Origin of the sequence: Blastomonas fulva, from assembly GCF_003431825.1 — a bacterium.
GTDB classification, from domain to species: Bacteria; Pseudomonadota; Alphaproteobacteria; order Sphingomonadales; family Sphingomonadaceae; genus Blastomonas; species Blastomonas fulva.
The window spans coordinates 659,459-677,267 of sequence record NZ_CP020083.1 but is presented as its reverse complement, the minus strand read 5'-3'; the positions used below and the strand labels follow the sequence as shown (position 1 = coordinate 677,267).

Genomic DNA, 17,809 nt, shown 5'->3' with positions numbered 1-17,809 from the left:
CGATCGATAAGGCGGGGGCGTTTTGAGGTACGACTTAGGACCCTCCCGCTCCAACACCACTCACCACCCCGCCGCTGACGCTCCAGTCGGCGCGGCCTGCCAGCGGCACGGCTTCGAACAGCGCGGCATCGGTGCCGGTCATCCACACCTGGCCCGATCGGTCGGCAAGCTGCTCGTACAGCGCCGCTCTGCGTGCGGGGTCCAAATGCGCGGCGATTTCGTCGAGCAGCAGGATCAGGCGGCTGCCGCGGCGCTCGGCGACCAGATCGGCATGCGCGAGGATGATTGCGATCAGCATCGCCTTCTGTTCGCCGGTGGAGCACAAAGCCGCTGGCTGGGCCTTCTGCCGCATGGTGACGATCAGGTCGTCCCGGTGCGGCCCGGCCAGAGCGCGTCCAGCGGCACGGTCGCGCGCGCGGCCCGATCGCAGTGCAGCAGCAAGCGCGCCGGCTTCCACAGGGCCTTTGCGTTCCAGCGCCAGCGTCGGTTGCGCGAACGGGCCATCGGCGAGCGCATCGATCTGCACCTCGAGCGCTTGAAGCGTATCGGCGCGCGCCTCGGCCATCGCGCCGCCATGCTCGGCCATCCGCGCTTCGAGCGCATCGATCCAGCCCGGATCGATCGCACGGGTTTCGCCCAGCAGCCGGTTGCGCTCGCGCATGGCAGCCTCGTAGCGCGCGGCGTGGCGGGCGTGCGCGGGGTGCAGGGCCAGCACCAGCCGGTCGAGAAACCGCCGCCTGCCGCCTGCGCCTTCCAGGAACAACCGGTCCATCGCCGGGGTCAGCCACACAACTGCCAGCCAGTCGGCAAGGCTTGTCGCCGCCGCCGCCGCACCGTTCACCCGCACCAGCCGCCGCGAGGGGGCATCCGCGTTGGTCCCGGTGCCGATCCTGACCTCTTCGCCTGCAAGGTCGGCCGAGATGGCAAAGCCTCCCGGCCCCTGCTGCCGCGCCATCTGGTCGATACTGGCGCGGCGCATTCCGCGACCGGGGGCGAGCAGCGATATGGCTTCGAGGATGTTGGTCTTACCGGCGCCATTGTCGCCCCAGATCACGTTGAACCGCGCGCCCGCCGCGATGCGGCTGGCCTCGTGGTTGCGAAACTGGCTGAGGGACAGGTTGGAGAGCGCCATGTGGGCAAGGCTATAGCGGCTTGTCCGGGCTATCGCGCGCAAAATCGCATGCCCGCATGCTGATCCGCAAGGCCGCTTGCCAAATTTTCGTGAATATTCCCAAACCTTCGCATTCAGCCTGCGGCAAGAATTGTCACGCCGCGTATAAGGAACTGAATTTCAATGGTTTTTCAGTTTGGCACGGCCCGTGCAAAGCTTCTGGCATCTCCCGACGGACAGCCCAGAGGGACCCACTCATCAGAAAGGAACCACTCCATGTTTTCGCTCTCGAACCTCAACAGCAACCTGCTCGCCGCCATCTGCGCTTTTGCCACCTCGGCACTTTTCATCGGCCTGAGCGTAGGTCCGGCAGAAATTGGCACCGTGTCGGCGATGATCGTCTGATCGGCCACCGCCTCCACTCATTCCGCTCTTAAGGGAAAGCCATCATGAAGAACCGCTCGTTCCATCTCGACAAGTCCAACGGCAAGCTGATGGGCGTGTGCTCGGGCATCGCCAATTATTTCGACTGGGATGCCAACATCATCCGCATCGCCTTCGTGCTGGCCGCCCTGTTCGGCGTCGGCGCTCCGGTGCTGATCTATCTGGTGATCGGGCTGATCGCTTCCGACCGGTAAAAGGACCTCAGCCTATGCAGGATCACACGCGGGTGCTGAACGGCGTGAAATCGGTGGCGGTATCGAAAACCTCCACGCCTTCGCGCCGTTTCAGCCAGCCGACGACCACATAGGTCACCGGGGTCAGCGCCGCTTCCCAGCTGACCTTGAGCAGCCAGTTGGTGATCATCACGGTGACCACCTGCGATGTTTCCCATTCCCCGTAAAAGGCGAGCGGATAGAAGATCAGGCTGTCGACGCCCTGGCCCACCACCGTCGATCCGATGGTGCGGGTCCACAGCATCTTCCCCGCAGTCCACACCTTCATCCGCGCCATGACATAGCTGTTGACGAATTCGCCCGCCCAGAAGGCGACGATCGAGGCGAGCACGATGCGCGGGACCTGTCCGAACACCGATTCATACGCCGCCTGGCCATCCCAGCCATCCGCCGGCGGCAGGCTCACGACAACCCAGCTCATGAAGGCCATGAACAGCAACGCGCCAAAGCCTGCCCAGATCACGCGGCGCGCGCGGGCATAACCATAGATCTCGGTCAGCACGTCGCCGATCACATAGCCCAGCGGGAAGAACAGGATCCCTGCGCCATAGACCCATTGTTCGCCGCCCAGCGTGATGAAGGTTGGTTTGGCCGCGCCGATGACGTTCGACAGCAGCAGCACCGTAACGAACGCCGCCATCACGAAGTCATAATAGCGGAACCGGTGCGTGGCGGGGTCGAAGCCGCTGCCGGTAGGCAGGGCTGAAGCGGCAGGGCTGGTGCTGTCAGGATGCATGGCTCCCTGCCATATCGCGGTTTACAGCCCCATGCAAAGCCCGCTATTGCGCCCCCGACATCCAATGCGATGTCAAAAGGCGCGCGCCCTTAGCTCAGCTGGATAGAGCGCGAGACTTCTAATCTTGAGGCCACAGGTTCGATTCCTGTAGGGCGCGCCAGTTTCGCCAGCCGGTAGGATCCTCCTTCTGGCCAAGAACCAGCCCCGGGTTGGATGCCGTCGCGCCGCAAGCTGGCGTTGGGCGGTGCAAAATTATGCTTCCTCTCCCTTGGCGGCCATTGCTGCTAACGGGCAGATCAGATTGATTGATTGGACGAAAATGGCTTTTACGAATGTCGAGGTTCTGACGACGCGCCAGTGGAATACCGGGCTGTTCTCCTTCACCGTGGCGCGACCCCCGTCGTTCCGCTTCGTGAGCGGGCAGTTCGTGATGCTGGGGCTGATGATCAACGGCAAGCCGCTGCTGCGCGCTTATTCGATCGTCTCGCCGGTGTGGGACGAGACGCTCGAATTCCTGAGCATCATCGTGCCCGATGGTCCGCTGACCAGCCACCTCTACAAGATCAAGCCCGGCGACGAGATCCTGCTGGGCGCCAAGCCCACCGGAACGCTGACGCTCGATGCGCTGCTCCCCGGCAAGCGGCTACACCTGATCGGCACCGGAACCGGTCTTGCGCCGTGGATGTCGATCATCCGCGATCCCGAGGTCTACGAGCGGTTCGAGCAGATCACGGTTCAGCACACCGTGCGCGAGATCCAGGATCTGGCCTATCGCCGGGAGCTGGAAGGGCGGATGGAGCACGACCCGCTGGTTGGCGAAGAGGCTGTGACGCGGCTGATCTATGACAGCGCTGTGACCAAGTGCCCGACCTGGACCGGAGAAAGCCGCCGGATCACCACCAGGATCGAGACGGGTGATTATCCGCTGAACCCCGAGACCGACCGTGTCATGCTGTGCGGCAGCATGGCGATGATCAAGGAAACCGGCGCGCTGCTCGAAAGCATGGGCTTTATCGAGGGAGCGCATTCGCACCCCGGCACCTATGTGCTCGAGCGCGCGTTCGTCGGCTAACACCAGCCACTGACGTCTATCTGCGGATGGCCTCCAGCGCCGTCCGCAGACCGTAGGGCAGGGGCACCGGGCGGCGGCTTTCGCGCCCGACATAGACATGGGTGAAATGTCCCGCGGCGGCAGCATCTGCGTCGTCGTTGGCGAACAGCCCCACCCCATAGCGCACCGAGCTGGTGCCGACATGATCGACCCGGACGCCCGCATGGATGATGTCCGGGAACGCGGTCGGCGCGAAATACGCGCATCCGGTTTCGACCACCAGACCGATGGTGTCTCCGGCATGGATATCGAGCGCACCTGCACGGATCAGATATTCGTTCACCGCGGTGTCGAACCAGAAATAATAGACCGAATTGTTGACGTGCCCGTAGATGTCGTTGTCCGACCAGCGGGTGCTGATCGTGGTGAACGCGGCATAATCGGAACGAACGGGGCGCTGCGGTCGGCTCACGGGGCGACCGTAAAGCCGTTGACGCCATCGGCATGCGTGATGTGCACCGTGCGCCCGATGGGATCGCGCTCGGGATCGGTCAGCGCGGCGAAGGCCGCGTCCTTGTCGGCGTCGGCAGGGCGGGCGATCACCCGGCCCTGCGGGGTGCGCGCGACCACCACCGCACGCGCAGGTCGGCCCTTGGCATAGCCCACGGTGTAGCTTTCGATCGTGCCGGTCGCGTCCTCCTCCAGCCTTGTGGGGGCGGGCTTGGAATCGATTTCGGCCTGCATCGGCGCGTGATCGACCGGTGCCCAGCTCTCGGGCGCTGTGGTGCTGTAGATGCCCACCGCTTCCTTGGAGAGGAACCCGCCATTGGCCAGCACCAGCCCGAAGCTGCCGGGGTCGGAGCGCAGCGTCTGCGCCATCGCGGCGATGCCGTGCATCGAATAATTGTTACCCGCACCGCCTGCAAACGGCAGCCCACCGGTCAGCGTCAGCGCGGTGTTGGCAGGATCGAGCCCAAGCGCCTCTGCCGCCAGCAGCACCGCGACGGGGAAGCAGCTGTAGATATCGTAATGCGCGATATCGCTCGCGGTCTTGCCCGCACTGTCGAGCGCCCCTGTCAGCGCCACTTCGATTGCGCGCGACCGCGACAGATCGGGGCGCAGGCTGACGGGCTTGTCCATCGCCTCGCCGCTGCCGTGCAGGAAGACCCACTGGTCGCGCGGTACACCCATCGCCTCGGCCTGGCCGACGCTGGTCAGGATCAGCGCCGCGCCCTGGTTCACCGCATCCTGCGCGACATGCCATTTGAGATAGGGGTCGGCGACCGGGTAGTTGCTGTCCGATGGCGTCGCCAGATACTGCGCGCTCATCGTTTTGGGAAACTGCGCATAGGGGTTGGCCGCGGCGATCTCGCTGAAGCCAGCCCACAAGGACGACATCGCTGCGACATGCTCGGCGCGGCTACGGCCGAGCCGGGAGCGCAGCGCATGCTCGAACAGCGGGTAGGTGAGGATCGGCGCGCCGACGCCGTTCTTCAGCTCGTGCCGGTCAAGCAGCATGGGGCCAAGCCCGCGATCCTCGATCTCACCCGCGATGCTTTCGTTCCAGTCGATCGCCACGCCCGCACGCGCGGCGGTCTTGGCGGCGGCAATCGCTTCGGAGCCCGACAGCAGCACACAGCGCGCCTCGCCCGCATGGATCGCGGCGGCAAACTCGTTGACCAAAGACTGCGGAGTCTGCCCGCCGACGATAGAATAGATCGCGCGCGCAGGGGTGATGCCTAGCCGGTGAGCGAGGCCCAGCGGCGGCTTGTCGCAACCGCCGGTGCCTTCGGGCACCATGCCGGGCGCGCTGTCGGCGAAATGGCGAACCACCGCGACGACATCGATCGCCGCGCGGACCGCGTCGGAGGCACCGCTATCGGCCAGCGCCGCTTCGCACGCGCGCTGCATCAGGCCTTGCGGACTGGGCGCGGCGGCGGGATCGCTGCCGTCCCAGTGATCCACCGTCTGGCCGACGCCGATCAGCACCGGGGTATTGGGGGAAAGGGTCATGGCCTGCTCCTGCTATATGGTCTGCGGATGATGCTCAGCCCTCTCCACTCCCGCTTGCGGGAGGGGCAGGTCCGGCACAGCCGGACCGGGGTGGGCATGAAAGACGTAGGTGACTGGCTCGGCTGCGCCTCGCGCCCACCCCGCCCTGCGGGCACCCCTCCCGCAGGCGGGAGGGGAGAGAAGCGCGCGCAGCACCGTCCCTGAGCCAGTGCCACGATCAAAACCGTCCGTTGATCCTGATCGCCATCGCATCGCCTTGCTGGCGGAAACCGAGGACCGAGAGCGCTGCGCCTGCACCGCCGGCGAGGCCTCCGAGCTTGAAATCGGCGGTGTAGCGGCCCTGGCCGGTGATGCGGATGTCCATCTGTTCGAGCCCCGACTGGCCTTTGAGCGGGATCAGCAGATCGCCGCCGTCGCAGCGCAGCGTGCCGCTGAGCCCGCGCTGCAGCGAGATGCCGAACAGGCTCTGTTCGATATTGACCCGAACAGCACCCGATGCCGCGCTGCACGTCCGCCCGGCAAAGGCGATGTTCGCGCCATCCAGCGTCACGCTGCGCAGCGGCAGCGGGGCGAACAGATCAGCCGTGGCGATATCGCCGCTGGCGTTACGCATCGCGATGCTGTCGCCGCTGCGTGCCAGGTCGAAGGCGAGCGGCGGCTGGCCCGGCGTGTCACCCGCGCGCGCCATCGCCAGCACCGTCTCGCCGCCAAGCAGCGCCAGGGGGGAAAGCGATGCATCCATGTCGCCCAGGCTCAGCCGTCCGATTCGCAGATCGCGCACGGTTCCCGACCATATGGTGCCCTCGACGCTGCGCGCGCTGACGCCCCTGCTGCCCAGCCCGCTCATGTCGAACGCGATCCTGAGCGGCAGCAGCACCAGCAGCGCCGCCAGCAGCACCAGTGCGATCAGGCCTGCGCGTTTCACTGTGAACCCCGTCATGCGCAGGTCATCCGCCAACCTTGGCCAGCCGCGCCGAGACCGAGACGGTGCCGTTGTCCATCCGCCGGATGATCAGCGTTTCAGGCACAACGCCGCGCCGCTCCAGATCGGCGAGCCAGCCGAGGAACGCGGTCGAGCGGGCTGATCCGATCGCGATCTCGGCGCGGTCAGACCCTTGCGCGGTGTTGGCATCGAGCGTGAATCCGCGTTCCGCCGCTTCGCTGGCGAGCAGCAGGTTGAGTGCGGCAATCGCCTCTGCGGGGCGTGTGTCGGCGGGCATGGAGAGCGCCTGTGTCTTCGCCTCGATGCGCCCGGCCTGCATCGTCGCCTCGTAGAAGCTGCGCCGGGCATCGGTCGCAACCTCATACAGCGGCCGATAGATGCCGTAAAAGCCGATGACGGCGAGCGCCAGCACCGCGGCGAGGCCCACCATGATCTGCTCGCGCCGCGACAGCGCGATGAACCAGTTTTTCGCTGCCTCGGTCATGGTGCCAGCACCGTGATGTCGGCCACGGCCTGCCCGGTCGCATCGCTGCGGTTGGCGGCGGTGACGGTATAGCCGTTGTTCTGCAGCGCGATCAGCACGGCATTGAGGTCTTCGACGCGAGGCGCGGCGATCATCGCGCCGATCACGCCGCCGGGGCGGTAATCGGCCTGACGGATCGTGACGCCGGCTACAGGCTGCATTGCAGAGAGCAACCCGGCGAGCGGGACGGTGGCGATGGCGTTGCCCGCGCCGCGCGCGGCGAGCTTGCCGTCGAGCTGCTGTTCGGCCTGCGCAACGTCGGTGGCGCCGGGCACCAGCCGCTGCGCGCTGGCGAGCGCACGGCGCTCGGCAAGGTCCGCGCCCAGATAGTTCTTGCCGATCTCGATCAGCGGGATGGCGAGGCTGACCAGCAGCAGCGCGCCCAGCAGCCATGCCAGGGTGCGGCCCTGGCCGGGACCGAGCGCGAACATCGGCGTGCGGCGGGCAAAGTCGCCCTGGCGCAGGTTCAGCGGCGGATCGGCAAGCGCGGCCAGCATCGCGGCATCGCGCGCATCCTGGTCGAGCGCCAGCGCGGGTGTTTCACCCAGAAGCAATGCACCCAGTGCGTCATCCGGGGGGAGCACGACATCGCCGAGCCGTTCCGCGCCGAGATCGCCAAACACGGCGCTGACGGGCGCGTCGGTCGCAGGCAGCAGCAGCCCGACAGGCACCAGCACATCGGGGTCGAGCCCGCGCAGCGCGAGTTCGGCGAGATGATCGGCCAGACGCGCGCGCGAGATGGTCGCGCACAGCACCTGCATGCCGCCGCCGCCGTTGCCCAACGCGCGGACACCGACGAACAGGTCGCCGCCTATCGACAGGTCAGCAGCGCGGTAGCGCGCGGCGGCCTCGGCTTGCGCGGCGCTCATCTCGCCCATGTCGAGGATGCGGATCACGGTGTCGGCGGCCGGGATCAGCGCCACCGTAAGGCCCCGGTCGGTTCCTGGAGCAGCAGAAGGCGGGCTGAAATCCTGTCCGCGCGCGACAATATGGCCGTCTTCGGCACGCCACCAGTGCAGCGCGGCATCGGCGGACAGCGGACAGGTGACGATCAGGCCATCAAGTGCCATGGGTCAGGCAGTCCGGGCCGGGGGCTGCTGGAAGCGGGTCGAAGACAAGATCGCAAAACCCCCGAACGGCGACAGAATCGAATGGATACTGCCCTAGACAATCGGCTGGGCCAAGTCACGGTCCCTTTGCTGCTGGTCATCGTTTTGCGCCATCATGTCGTTCTGCTCGGCAGCCAGGCGTTCCTGCTCGGTGGCGAGCCGCTGGGTTTCGGCTTCTGCCGCCCTTTCTGCGGCCAGCGCTTCGCGGCGGCGCGGGTTGAGAATGCCGAAGGCCGCGACCAGCAGCGCGATCGTGATCGCCTCGATAATCATCGATTGCGCGATGTTGGCGGTCAGCCCGTCGCTGAGCAGTCCGATCGCACGTCCGGTGAACGCCAGCGCGACCATGCCGGCGGCGCCCAACAGCCATTGCCGCTTGCCCGGAAACAGTCCGATCAGCGCGGCGAGCGCGGTTCCGACGAAGAAGCCGCCCATGTCGGCGCGGATCGCGCTGGTGCCGGTCACACCCTGGCGGCCAAGCTCGAACTGGGTGATGATGCTCTGTGGATCCAGCATCGCGCGCACGCCGATGATAAGGAACAGCGCCGAAATCGCGGCGACGAGCAGACGAATGACCCAGGTCATGAAATGTGATCCTTCTCCATTGGCCCTTTTGCCCCCTGTTATGGGCTCGCGGTAACCATGTCCAGCATTGCGCAGATACGGGCAGGGACCGCTTTCGATCCCGGTCGGCCTCGCGAGAAACGGCTTTGCCCGCGGCGTCTGCTGTCACTTTTGCTGGTTACGGGGGAAAGGTGATTCCGTTAGCGTGGCGGCCATAAAATCACGCGCGATAGGCAGCAGGAGAGCGGTTATGGATCTGGGTCTGGCAGGCAAGAAGGTCATCATGAATGGCGGCGCGCACGGGCTGGGCCTCGCTGCGCTCAGGCACTTCGCGCGCGAAGGCGCCGATGTCGCTTTCCTCTCGCGCGATCCGGCCAAGGTCGAGGCTGCGGTCAAGGAGATCGATGGCTGCGGCCCGGGCAAGGTGCACGGCACCGCGATCGACATCACCGGCGATCCGGAAGGCTACAAGGCCTGGCTGAACGGCTGTCTGGAAACCCTGGGTGGCTGCGATATCTTCGTTCACACTGCCAGTGCCTCGGGCCAGGGCGCGACCGGAGATTGGCAGCGCTGCCTCGACATGGACATCATGAACGCGGTGCATGGCATGGAGGTGCTGACCCCCGCGCTCACCGAATCGGATTGCGGATCGGTCATCTTCATGTCGTCCACCGCCGCGCTGGAAACCTTCATCGCGCCCCAGGCCTTCAATGCGCTGAAGGCCGCGCTGATCACTTATGGCTCGCAGCTCTCGCAGGCGCTGGCCGGGCAGGGCGTTCGCGTCAACTGCATCACCCCGGGCGCGGTCGAATATCCCGGCGGCAACTGGGAAATGATCAAGGGCGTCGTCCCCGCGTTGTACGAGGCCACATTGGCCAAGATGCCGATGGGTCGCTTCGGCGAGCCTGAAGAGGTGGCCAAGGCCATTGTCTTCGTCGCCAGCCCGGCATGCCCGTACATGACCGGGGCGAATGTCGTCATCGATGGCGGCTTCACCCAGCGCGTCCAGTTCTGATCCGGAGCCTTTGCAGATGAAACTCTACCAGTCGATCGGCCCCAATCCGCGCGTCGTCCTGATGTTCCTCGAAGAGAAGGGCGCGACCATCGACCGTGCGTTCGTCGACATCATGACCGGCGAAAACCGCCAGCCCGCGTTCACCGCGCTCAATCCGTTCGGCCAGCTGCCTTTGCTGGAGATGGACGATGGCAGCCATCTGTCGGAAAGCACCGCGATCTGCGCATACATCGAGGAGAAATTCCCCACCCCGCCGCTGATCGGCGCCACCGCAGAAGAGCGCGCGGTGACCAACATGTTGGTGCGCAGGCTCGATTATGATGTCGTAGCCCCGATGACCACTGCGTTCCGCGGCTCGGAGGGCTTGCCGATGTTCCAGAACCGGTTGCGCTGCCTGCCCGAGGCCGCCGATGGCCTGAAAGCCTGCGCGCGCGATGGGCTCGCCGCGTTCGACGCGCTGCTCAGCAACAAGACCTGGCTGGCGGGCGACCGGTTCACGCTTGCGGATATCCTGCTCTATTGCCTCACCGAGTTTGGCAAGATGGTCGGACAGCCGACGCCCGATGATCTCGCCAACCTCAAGGCCTGGTCGGAGAGGGTCGCCGCGCGCCCCAGCGCCACCGCCAGCCTCGACGCCAAGAAGGGGGTGGCGTAATGACCATCGACCGAGAAAAACTGCTCGATATCTACACCCGCACGATGAAGGTCGCGCGCTTCGACGAGAAGATGCGTTCGCTGCTGATGAGCGGCAAGCTTGCCACCATCTATTACACGATGCGCGGTCAGGAGCTGGTGACGTCGGCGATGATGGCGGCGCTCAACCAGGACGACTATCTCGTCACCACCTATCGCGGCCAGCATGATCAGATCGCCAAGGGGGTCCCGCTCGACTTGCTGATCGCCGAGATTGCTGGCCGCGTCACCGGCACCTGCAAGGGCAAGGGCGGGTCGATGCACATCACTCATCCGGCCACCGGCGTGATGGTCACGACAGGCGTGGTCGGATCGGGCCTGCCGATCGCCAACGGCCTCGCGCTCTCCAGCCAGAACCGCAAGGACGGCAAGGTTACCGTCACCTGCTTCGGCGATGGCGCGACCAATATCGGCGCGTTCCACGAGGCGATGAACATGGCGCAGCTCTACAAGCTGCCGGTGATCTTCCTGTGCCAGAACAACCGCTATGGCGAGCACACCGCATTTGCCGATCACACCAAGGTGGACTCGATCGTCACCCGCGCCGCCGCGTACGGGATGAAGGGCGTGAAGGTCGACGGCAACGACGCGGTCGCGATGTATCAGGTCGCCAAGGAGGCCGTGGACCGGGCGCGGGCAGGCGAAGGGCCGACGCTGATCGAGGCGATGTGCTACCGGATGATGGGGCACTTCTTCGGCGCCGACTTCTCGTACATGCCGCCCGAGCATATCGAGGAGATGAAGGCTGAAGACCCGCTGCCCAAGTTGAACGCGCTGATGCTCGAGCATCAGTTCCAGCAAACCGAGCTCGACGCGATCGTCGCCGGCCTTGAGGCGGAGCTGGAAGCGGCGGTCGAGTTCGCGTTCGCCAGCGCCTATCCGGACGCCGACGAAATCCGCAAGGATGTATTCGAAGAGGAGATCGCGGCATGAGCGATGCAGCCACGCTGGACGCCAAGGCGGAGAAGAAGGCGAAGGTGAAGCAGATCACCGTCGTGCAAGGCCTGAACGCCGCGATCGACGAGGCGATGGCCACGGATGAGGGCGTCATCCTGCTGGGCGAGGATGTCGGTGCCAAGCAGGGCGGCGGCGTGTTCAAGGTCTCGTCCGGGCTCAGCGAGAAATATGGCGACCACCGCATCCGCGCGACGCCGATTTCGGAACAGGCGATCATGGGGGCGTGCGTCGGCGCGGCATTGGCGGGGATGCGCCCGATCGCCGAAATCATGCTGATGAACTTCGTCACCGTGGCGATGGACCAGATCGTCAATCACGCGGCCAAGCTGCGATTCATGTCGGGTGGGCAGACAAATGTGCCGATGGTCATCCGCACCACTACCGGCGTGGGCGTCGGCTTTGGCGGCCAGCATTCGGATATGCTGGAGGCGTGGTTTGCGCATGTGCCGGGGCTCAAGATCGTGACGCCCTCGAACGCCGCAGACGCCAAGGGGCTCATGCGCAGCGCCATTGAATGCAACGATCCGGTGATCTTCATCGAGAACATCCTGTGCTACGGCCTCAAGTCCGACGACCCCGGCACCGACTACCGCGTGCCTTTGGGCAAGGCGGCGATCGCGCGCGAGGGCAGCGATGTCACGCTGATCACCTATGGCCGCACCGTGCTCGATGCGCTGGAAGTGGCTGAGACGCTGGCCGGAGAGGGCTTGTCGGTCGAGGTTATCGATCTGCGCACCATCGCGCCCTATGACGAGGCGACCGTCACCGCATCGGTGCGCAAGACCGGCCGCGCGGTCGTGCTGCACGAGGCGGTGCGCGCCTATGGCACCGGCGCGGAAATCGCCTCGCGGCTGCATGAGGCGCTGTTCAACGAGCTGAAGGCTCCGGTGCAACGCATCGGCGGCGCGTTCTCCGCGGTGCCGATGGCGAGCGTGCTTGAGCAGGCCTGGATCCCCAACAAGGACGAGATTGCAGGCGCAATCCGCACGACCATGGAATGGAAACGCTGATGCCGGCCGAGATCCGCATCCCCAAATTGGGCATGAGCGTCACCGAAGTCACTCTGGTCGAATGGATGTTCGGTGACGGCGAGACGGTGGAAAAGGGCGACGTGCTCTACACCGTCGAGACCGACAAGAGCACCACCGAGATCGAGGCGCAGGAATCGGGCGTGCTGCGCGTGACCGGCGAGGAAGGCGAAGCCTACAAGATCGGCGATGTCATCGGGACGATCGGCTAGCCGCGCAGAGGCCGGTTTAGGAGCCGCGCGGACAAGCCGCCCGTTCGTTCGCCGCGCTGTTGCGAAATAAGCTGTTGTCCACGCAACGACCCCATGGCTGCCATGCGCCGAGGGTGATAGGCTCCGCGCCTCATCTACCCCGCCGCAAGGAGAAAGCCTCTGTCAGCCAGATCAGATCGCAAATCAATTTGTCAGGCGATTGCCGGAGTTGACGTCGGTCTGACTTACTTCGAGTTGGACGCAGAGCACATCATTGCTGGTCCGTTTGCGACCATGACGCCGTTTTGCTGGATTTTCATCCGGAAGATGCGGGACGAATATCGGATCGATTACGATACTGGCGTGATCGTCGCGCGCGGCAAGCACATGAACCTGGAAATTCTTCAACACGACATCGCGGAGGGCGATTTCCTGTGGAAGCACAACGTGTATCCAAAGGAATTTTCTCCGCTTTCCATCACGGACAAAAGGCTTCCGTCCGACAGCCTGGTCTCCAGAATTCGCAGCTTCCTGCTAGACCATTCGAAGTCGGAAAAAGAGGCTGAGGCGTTTGCGCGGGCGGGAAATACCGAGTTCCTAAAGGATTGTCGTCGGCTCAAGTCCACGGCTTACAACACCAAGCTGCTTGCAAGGCTGGCAGACCGCTCGCGTTAGCTGAACAGTCCCCGGATCGCGCGCCAGATCGGCATCGGCGGGCGCCCCGCCAGCACGCGGACCTTGTCGAACAGCGTCGACTTGCCCGAATAGAACCGCGCGATCAGCGCATCGGGCAGGGTGTAGAAGCGTTCGAGCACGCGATACCGCTCATCCGGGCCCGCCGCCTTGAACAGCATCTTGGTGAGCATCCGATAGAAGCCGTCTGCCTGCCAATGGTCGAGGCTGGTCTTGCGGCTCATTTCGGCCAGAGCCGCTCCCGACAGGTCGGGCATCTCGGCGATGTGCGCAGCAAGCCGCACCGCATCGGGCAGCGAATAGCCGGTGAGGCCGTGGAACAGCGCCGCGCGCGTGCCGGCCTTGGCGACATCGCCGCCGGTCGATTGCCAGTATCCGCCGAAATCGCCGCCATAGACCACCGGCAGTGCGCCGGTCTCGGTGCGGCTGACGCGTTCGATCTGCCAGCCCTTGGCATCGGCATAGGCGCTGATCCGCGCCGACAGCGCCTGTGTGTCGAGGTCCGAAGTGTCGCTATAATAGGTGTCTTCGACGAAGATCTCCATCGGGCTGATCGGCAGGCAATAGACGAAGCGATAGCCGTCCATCTGCTCGACCGTCGCGTCCATCACGATCGGGCGGGTGAGGCCGTGGGGTTCGCTAAGGTGCAGCATCTGCCCCATGAACTTCTGCCAGCCGCAGCGCAGATGGCGGACATTGCCGCCGCCGCGCGCATCGATCACGCCGCCGGCCTCGATCCGTGCGCCGTTTTCCAGCACGACATTGGTCTGGCTGGCCGCCAGCGCGCGGGTGCCGGTGACGATGTGATGCGCGGGCAGCGTTTCGCGCAGATACTCGTCGAACCGGTCGGACAGGATCGAATAATAGCTTTCTTCTAGCGCGCGCTCGTGCCCCGGAAACTTGACGTCGTAGCCGCGCCAGCCATGGCAGACCAGGGGCGCGACCAGCCAGCGATGCTTGTCCGCGACATCGGGTCCGAAGAACGACCAGATATGGTTGCCGCCCAGCGATGCGCTCTCCTCGATCAGCAGCACGTCGAGCTCGGGCCGCTTGCGGCGCAGCGCGAGCGCGATCAGCCCGCCGGCCAGCCCGCCACCGAGGATAGCCACATCGCATTTGAGAGTCTTGCTGGAGAGATTGCGCGGAGATTTCATGTCCCACCCGCCCTAGCGCAGCCAGCGGCGCAGGGGAAGGGTTCAGGGACCGCTTTGCAGCGCAGCATAACCACGCTACAGCGTGACGATGCTCGGTTCCTCTCACATCGCGCTGTCGGCGCTGGCGATGACGCTGATTGTCGGTGTGCGCTATCTGCTGACCAGCGGCATGTTTGCGTGGCTGACCGACAAGGTCCGCCCGGGGCTTTACAAGGGCATGAAGCCGCAGATCGGCCGGGAAATCCGCTGGTCGCTGTACAGCGCGGCGATCTATGGCATCCCCACCGGCGTGGTCGCCTGGGGCTGGCAGAACCATGGTTGGACGCAGGTCTATACCGACTGGAGCGCCTATCCCTTGTGGTATCTGCCAGTTTCGGTGATCGCCTATCTTTTTGCGCACGATACCTGGTTTTACTGGACCCATCGCTGGATGCACCAGCCCAGATGGTTCCGCATCGCGCATGCGGTGCACCATGACAGCCGCCCGCCCACCGCCTGGGCGGCGATGAGCTTTCACCCGATCGAGGCGCTCACCGGGGCAATCGTGATCCCCGTGCTGGTGTTCGTCATCCCCATCCATGCCGCGATGCTGGGACTGGTGCTGGGTATCATGACGCTGATGGGAGTGACCAACCATATGGGCTGGGAGCTGTTTCCGCGCTGGCTTGTTCACGGGCCGTTAGGCAAGGGACTGATAACCGCCAGCCACCATCAGCACCACCATGCGCGCTACACCTGCAATTACGGGCTTTATTTCCGTTTCTGGGACAGGCTATGCGGTACGGACAAGGGGCTGGGGGAGTTCCCTGCAACGGGATCGCACAAGGGGCAGGCAAATGCGGCGCTCGACGCCGCGCGTTCTGCACATTCTGGGAGTTGATATGGTGGCATTGCCCAAGACTCTGGCGCTCGGCCTCGCCGCGCTGTCTGTCCTGCCGGGGGCCGCTCCGTTAAGCGATATCGACATCACCGTCGATCATCTGCGCTCGTCCAAGGGACTGCTCCAGCTTTGCCTGACCGCCAACGAACGCAGCTTTCCCGATTGCGAGGACGATCCTGCGGCGCGCCGGATGACGGCGCGAGCAAAGGATGGCGTCGCGCGCTTCTCCAACCTGCCCGCAGGCCAGTATGCACTCGCCATCGTCCACGACGAGAACGGCAACAGCAAGCTCGACACCTTTGCCGGCATTCCCAAGGAAGGCATCGGCTTCTCGCGCAATCCCAGCTTCAGCTTCGGCCCGCCGCGCTTTTCGCAGGTGGTCTTCGTGGCCCAGGGCGCAGGCACCAGCCAGCGGGTGAAGATCAAATACTATCTGTAGGCATCAGGCTGTCGGCCACAGTCTGCGCCTTCATCGCCCGCCATCCGCGTTGCGTTAACGAAATCTAAGCCAGCCGATCCTATCCTCGCTCCAAAGCCCCCTGTCTGCATGTCGCGACGGGGGCGAAGATGGGGTGTTCGATGCCAGCTGCCGAGCGAAATCCTGGGGTTCAGCCGCACGCACTGGCGTTTGAAAGGGGTGCGCTGTGAGTAACCTGACCCTCGCGCTGCATTATGGCGCCTTCGCCATCCTTGCCACCACGGCCAATCTGGGCACGCAATCGGCGATCCTCGCCTTTGACGACCAGGCGCTGGTTTACTACCTCGCGCTCGCCGCCGGGACCGGAGTCGGGCTGGTGGTCAAGTACCTGCTCGACAAGCGCTGGATCTTTGCCGATCACAGCCGCGGTGTTGCCGCCCATGCGCAGAAATTCTCGCTCTACACGCTGATGGGCGTGGTCACGACGCTGATCTTCTGGGGTACCGAGACCTTGTTCTGGTTCACCTGGCACACGCACGACGCGCGCGTCGCGGGCGCGCTGCTGGGGCTCGGCATCGGCTATTTCGTGAAATATCAGCTCGACCGCCGCTTCGTGTTCAACACCAAGGCTGCGGGCGCCGCGCCCTATGCCGTGGCTGCCGCTCCGCCGGCCTGAGGCCCGCCGCGTCCGACCGATCCATGACCCAGGCCTATCTTCACCCGATCGCAACCAGCCGTCTACTGCTCAAGGCCGCGCTGACCGTTGCCGCCATGCTGCTGACCTTCGCGGCGATATCCTATCAGACCCCGGTTCCGCCGGGCAGCGACAAGACGGTGGTCGATTTCCACGCCTTTTATGTCGCGGGCAAGCTGGGCCAGGAAGGCCGGGCCAACGACAGCTATAACATGGCCAAGATGGAGGTCGCGCAAAAGGACTTCACCGGGGTCAAGGTGTTCATGCCGTGGACCTACCCGCCGCCGTTCACCCTGTTCGTCACCGCGCTGGCTGCGCTGCCGCTGGGATGGGCCTATGGCCTGTTCGTGGGGCTGACTTTGGCCTTCTACATCACCGTGCTCAAGCGGATTGCGGGCGACCATCTGCCCGGCGTGATCGTCGCGATCCTGCCGGTGATCCTGCTCACCGTGATGACCGGACAGAACGGTTTTCTCACCGGCGCACTGATCGGGACCTTCCTGCTCGCGCTGCAGCAGCGCAGCTCCAGGGCGGGCATTCCCCTGGGGCTGATGGTGATCAAGCCGCATCTGGCCGCGGCGATCTCGCTGCTCGCTCTGGTCGAGCGCCGCTGGCAGGCGATGTTCATCGCCGCCGGCATCGTCATCGCCGCGCTGGCGCTGCCGACTTTCATCTTCGGCCTGTCGATCTGGCCGGCGTTCCTCGATGGCGTGCGCGAATCGAGCGCCTATCTGGCGCAGGGCAAATACCCGCTGTTCCGCATGACATCGATCTACGCCACCGCCCGAAGCGCGGGGCTGTCCTCGGACATGGCGTTTGCGGTGCACGGGGCATCCGCCGCGGGAGTGATCGCGCTGCTGTTCTATGGCTGGTGGCGCAAGCTGCCGCCGCAGCTGCTCGCCGCGAGCGCATGTGCCGCATCGCTGTTCGTCAGCCCGTACAATTATGATTACGACCTGTGCATCCTGGGCGTAGGGCTGGCCTTCGTCCTGCCCGGGCTGCTCGAACGCACCCGCCCGATCGAACAGTTCGCGCTGCTCGCCTTGTGCTGGGTCGGCACCGGCTATGGCCTGTTCACCGCCTTTGCGCAGGAGCCCGAGATCGCCGGCGTCGGCCGCGATCCGCTCTCGCTGATGGCGCCGCCGCTGCTGCTGCTGATCGCGCTGGTGGCGCTGGCGATGCGGCGCGCGGTACGCGTGCGCGTCAGCGACATTCCCGCAACCATGGCAACCGAATCGACCGCTCCGACCACTGCGCCCCGGGCCCAGGCGAGCGAGCCCCGGCAGATCGAGCTGGCCTGATCCCGCTCGCAGTTCAAACCGGTCCGCTGACAGCCGTCGCGGAACCTTCCGCCGGGTC

22 protein-coding genes and 1 tRNA gene are annotated in these 17,809 nt (G+C 65.1%); 14 read left to right on the top strand and 9 right to left on the bottom strand.

The window, feature by feature from the left end; genetic code table 11:
* Nucleotides 1-34 precede the first annotated feature (34 nt).
* Nucleotides 35-1,132, bottom strand: coding sequence for a DNA replication/repair protein RecF (gene recF, locus B5J99_RS03245; protein WP_069050812.1), 1,098 nt, complete (start codon nucleotides 1,130-1,132; stop codon nucleotides 35-37).
* Between the two features lie 255 nt (nucleotides 1,133-1,387).
* Between recF and B5J99_RS19960 the strand changes: the two genes are divergently transcribed.
* Together B5J99_RS19960 and B5J99_RS03240 are read left to right on the top strand one after the other, a co-directional pair.
* Nucleotides 1,388-1,516 (top strand): hypothetical protein, encoded by a 129-nt coding sequence (locus B5J99_RS19960; RefSeq protein ID WP_255352534.1) that lies wholly within the window; start codon nucleotides 1,388-1,390, stop codon nucleotides 1,514-1,516.
* 44 nt (nucleotides 1,517-1,560) lie between these two features.
* Nucleotides 1,561-1,749, top strand: coding sequence for a PspC domain-containing protein (locus tag B5J99_RS03240; protein ID WP_054133892.1), 189 nt, complete (start codon nucleotides 1,561-1,563; stop codon nucleotides 1,747-1,749).
* Between the two features lie 22 nt (nucleotides 1,750-1,771).
* Here B5J99_RS03240 and B5J99_RS03235 read toward each other — a convergent pair whose 3' ends face one another.
* Nucleotides 1,772-2,524, bottom strand: coding sequence for a queuosine precursor transporter (locus tag B5J99_RS03235; protein WP_231683749.1), 753 nt, complete (start codon nucleotides 2,522-2,524; stop codon nucleotides 1,772-1,774).
* An 83-nt stretch (nucleotides 2,525-2,607) separates the two neighbouring features.
* Between B5J99_RS03235 and B5J99_RS03230 the strand changes: the two genes are divergently transcribed.
* Together B5J99_RS03230 and B5J99_RS03225 are read left to right on the top strand one after the other, a co-directional pair.
* Nucleotides 2,608-2,684, top strand: a tRNA-Arg gene (locus B5J99_RS03230).
* Between the two features lie 159 nt (nucleotides 2,685-2,843).
* The gene (locus tag B5J99_RS03225) at nucleotides 2,844-3,596 is read left to right on the top strand and encodes a ferredoxin--NADP reductase (RefSeq protein ID WP_117351450.1); all 753 of its coding nucleotides are present in this window, start codon (nucleotides 2,844-2,846) and stop codon (nucleotides 3,594-3,596) included.
* A 16-nt stretch (nucleotides 3,597-3,612) separates the two neighbouring features.
* Here the strand turns inward: B5J99_RS03225 and B5J99_RS03220 are convergent, their stop codons facing one another.
* From B5J99_RS03220 to B5J99_RS03200, 6 genes are all read right to left on the bottom strand, one after another.
* A complete protein-coding gene (locus B5J99_RS03220) occupies nucleotides 3,613-4,047 on the bottom strand; it encodes an acyl-CoA thioesterase (RefSeq protein ID WP_117351449.1) in 435 nt (144 codons plus the stop codon).
* Nucleotides 4,044-5,588, bottom strand: a complete 1,545-nt coding sequence (locus B5J99_RS03215) for an acetyl-CoA acetyltransferase (protein WP_162892433.1) — start codon at nucleotides 5,586-5,588, stop codon at nucleotides 4,044-4,046. Before B5J99_RS03215 ends, B5J99_RS03220 begins: the two co-directional genes overlap by 4 nt.
* 217 nt (nucleotides 5,589-5,805) lie before the next feature.
* A complete protein-coding gene (gspN, locus tag B5J99_RS03210) occupies nucleotides 5,806-6,528 on the bottom strand; it encodes a type II secretion system protein N (RefSeq protein WP_054133896.1) in 723 nt (240 codons plus the stop codon).
* Between the two features lie 7 nt (nucleotides 6,529-6,535).
* Nucleotides 6,536-7,015: a type II secretion system protein GspM gene (gspM, locus tag B5J99_RS19465; protein WP_162892432.1), complete on the bottom strand. Its 480-nt coding sequence runs from the start codon at nucleotides 7,013-7,015 to the stop codon at nucleotides 6,536-6,538.
* Entirely contained in the window at nucleotides 7,012-8,124 is a 1,113-nt protein-coding gene (gene gspL, locus B5J99_RS19460; protein WP_162892431.1) for a type II secretion system protein GspL, read from the bottom strand. Before gspL ends, gspM begins: the two co-directional genes overlap by 4 nt.
* 93 nt (nucleotides 8,125-8,217) lie before the next feature.
* The gene (locus tag B5J99_RS03200) at nucleotides 8,218-8,748 is read right to left on the bottom strand and encodes a DUF4345 family protein (protein WP_069050806.1); all 531 of its coding nucleotides are present in this window, start codon (nucleotides 8,746-8,748) and stop codon (nucleotides 8,218-8,220) included.
* A 229-nt stretch (nucleotides 8,749-8,977) separates the two neighbouring features.
* Between B5J99_RS03200 and B5J99_RS03195 the strand changes: the two genes are divergently transcribed.
* The 6 genes from B5J99_RS03195 (at nucleotide 8,978) to B5J99_RS03170 (ending at nucleotide 13,286) form a co-directional block, all read left to right on the top strand.
* Nucleotides 8,978-9,742, top strand: coding sequence for an SDR family NAD(P)-dependent oxidoreductase (locus B5J99_RS03195; RefSeq protein ID WP_162892430.1), 765 nt, complete (start codon nucleotides 8,978-8,980; stop codon nucleotides 9,740-9,742).
* Between the two features lie 16 nt (nucleotides 9,743-9,758).
* Nucleotides 9,759-10,397: a glutathione S-transferase family protein gene (locus B5J99_RS03190; RefSeq protein ID WP_117351447.1), complete on the top strand. Its 639-nt coding sequence runs from the start codon at nucleotides 9,759-9,761 to the stop codon at nucleotides 10,395-10,397.
* Nucleotides 10,397-11,368: a thiamine pyrophosphate-dependent dehydrogenase E1 component subunit alpha gene (locus B5J99_RS03185; RefSeq protein ID WP_117351446.1), complete on the top strand. Its 972-nt coding sequence runs from the start codon at nucleotides 10,397-10,399 to the stop codon at nucleotides 11,366-11,368. Before B5J99_RS03190 ends, B5J99_RS03185 begins: the two co-directional genes overlap by 1 nt.
* Nucleotides 11,365-12,402 carry an alpha-ketoacid dehydrogenase subunit beta gene (locus tag B5J99_RS03180; RefSeq protein ID WP_211337869.1) on the top strand — a complete coding sequence of 346 codons (1,038 nt, stop codon included), beginning with the start codon at nucleotides 11,365-11,367 and terminating at the stop codon, nucleotides 12,400-12,402. Before B5J99_RS03185 ends, B5J99_RS03180 begins: the two co-directional genes overlap by 4 nt.
* Entirely contained in the window at nucleotides 12,402-12,632 is a 231-nt protein-coding gene (locus B5J99_RS03175) for a biotin/lipoyl-containing protein (RefSeq protein WP_231683750.1), read from the top strand. The genes B5J99_RS03180 and B5J99_RS03175 overlap by 1 nt, the downstream gene beginning before the upstream one ends.
* A 234-nt stretch (nucleotides 12,633-12,866) precedes the next feature.
* Complete coding sequence (locus tag B5J99_RS03170) at nucleotides 12,867-13,286, top strand: hypothetical protein (RefSeq protein ID WP_117351445.1); 420 nt, start codon at nucleotides 12,867-12,869, stop codon at nucleotides 13,284-13,286.
* Here the strand turns inward: B5J99_RS03170 and crtY are convergent.
* Nucleotides 13,283-14,458, bottom strand: a complete 1,176-nt coding sequence (gene crtY / locus B5J99_RS03165; protein WP_054133906.1) for a lycopene beta-cyclase CrtY — start codon at nucleotides 14,456-14,458, stop codon at nucleotides 13,283-13,285. The two genes, B5J99_RS03170 and crtY, sit on opposite strands and share 4 nt — an antisense overlap.
* An 88-nt stretch (nucleotides 14,459-14,546) precedes the next feature.
* Here crtY and B5J99_RS03160 point away from each other — a divergent pair, with 88 nt between their 5' ends.
* From B5J99_RS03160 to B5J99_RS03145, 4 genes are all read left to right on the top strand, one after another.
* A complete protein-coding gene (locus B5J99_RS03160; RefSeq protein WP_117351444.1) occupies nucleotides 14,547-15,338 on the top strand; it encodes a sterol desaturase family protein in 792 nt (263 codons plus the stop codon).
* Nucleotides 15,295-15,777: a DUF2141 domain-containing protein gene (locus tag B5J99_RS03155; RefSeq protein WP_245991727.1), complete on the top strand. Its 483-nt coding sequence runs from the start codon at nucleotides 15,295-15,297 to the stop codon at nucleotides 15,775-15,777. Before B5J99_RS03160 ends, B5J99_RS03155 begins: the two co-directional genes overlap by 44 nt.
* A 205-nt stretch (nucleotides 15,778-15,982) precedes the next feature.
* Complete coding sequence (locus B5J99_RS03150) at nucleotides 15,983-16,432, top strand: GtrA family protein (RefSeq protein ID WP_069050799.1); 450 nt, start codon at nucleotides 15,983-15,985, stop codon at nucleotides 16,430-16,432.
* Between the two features lie 23 nt (nucleotides 16,433-16,455).
* Complete coding sequence (locus B5J99_RS03145) at nucleotides 16,456-17,751, top strand: glycosyltransferase family 87 protein (protein ID WP_117351443.1); 1,296 nt, start codon at nucleotides 16,456-16,458, stop codon at nucleotides 17,749-17,751.
* Nucleotides 17,752-17,809 lie beyond the last annotated feature (58 nt).